This window comes from Thorsellia kenyensis, assembly GCF_042432445.1.
GTDB lineage: Bacteria > Pseudomonadota > Gammaproteobacteria > Enterobacterales > Thorselliaceae > Thorsellia > Thorsellia kenyensis.
This window is the reverse complement of record NZ_JBHLXE010000068.1, coordinates 1-885: the sequence shown is the minus strand read 5'-3', so window position 1 is coordinate 885 and position 885 is coordinate 1. Positions and strand designations below refer to the sequence as shown.

General features: G+C 43.8%; 1 protein-coding gene. It reads left to right on the top strand.

Annotation, left to right across the window (positions count from 1 at the left end; all coding sequences use genetic code 11):
- Positions 1-12 precede the first annotated feature (12 nt).
- Positions 13-885, top strand: an 873-nt coding sequence (locus ACFFIT_RS05720) for an Ig-like domain-containing protein (protein ID WP_385876692.1), incomplete at its 3' end; no start/stop codon positions are given.

Below are 885 nucleotides of genomic sequence, written 5' to 3'. Positions count from 1 at the left end.
GTTTGGGGATTTGTGGTTGATACCTCAGCACTGAATCCAGACTATCCACTGATTCTTGATTCAGTGGTTGATGACGTTGAGCCGAATCCAGAAGGTGCGATTGGTGAGTACCTACTTAAGAGTGGCGACACCACCAATGATACACGCCCAACATTCAGTGGTCGTGGTGAGCCTGGTGCAGAAATCAAGATGTATATTAATGGTGAATTCAAAGCATTGACACCGCCAGTATTTGTTGATGAAAATGGTCAATGGACATTTGAATTACCTGAAAACTTAGCACTGACTGATGGCACGTATCAAATTCAATTTACTGCGACAGACAGTGCGAGTAATGAAACCCCATTCAGTCCTGATGCGAGCTTTGACTTAATCGTTGATACAGAGGTCAGCACTGATCCTGCAGATGAGCTCACGCTTGATAGCGTATTTGATAATGTGTTGCCTAATCCGGGCGGTGCAGAGGGCTTATTTGAGCTTAAATCAGGTGATACCACCAATGATAAGACGCCTATTTTCAACGGTCGTGGTGAAAAAGGTGTTGAAATCAAGCTTTACATCAATGGCAATTTAGTAGAGCTTGAGAATAAAGTGTTCGTGGATGCAGAGGGCAAATGGACATTTGAATTACCAGAAAGCCTAGCGCTTGCTGATGGTACGTACAACATCCAATTTAGAGCGACAGATAAAGCGGGTAACTTGACTGCATTTGTTCCTGCGGAAGGTTTTGAATTAACGGTTGATACCGAGGTCAGCACTGATCCTGCAGATGAGCTCACGCTTGATAGCGTATTTGATAATGTGTTGCCTAATCCGGGTGGTGCAGAGGGCTTATTTGAGCTTAAATCAGGTGATACCACCAATGATAAGACGCCTATCTTTAAT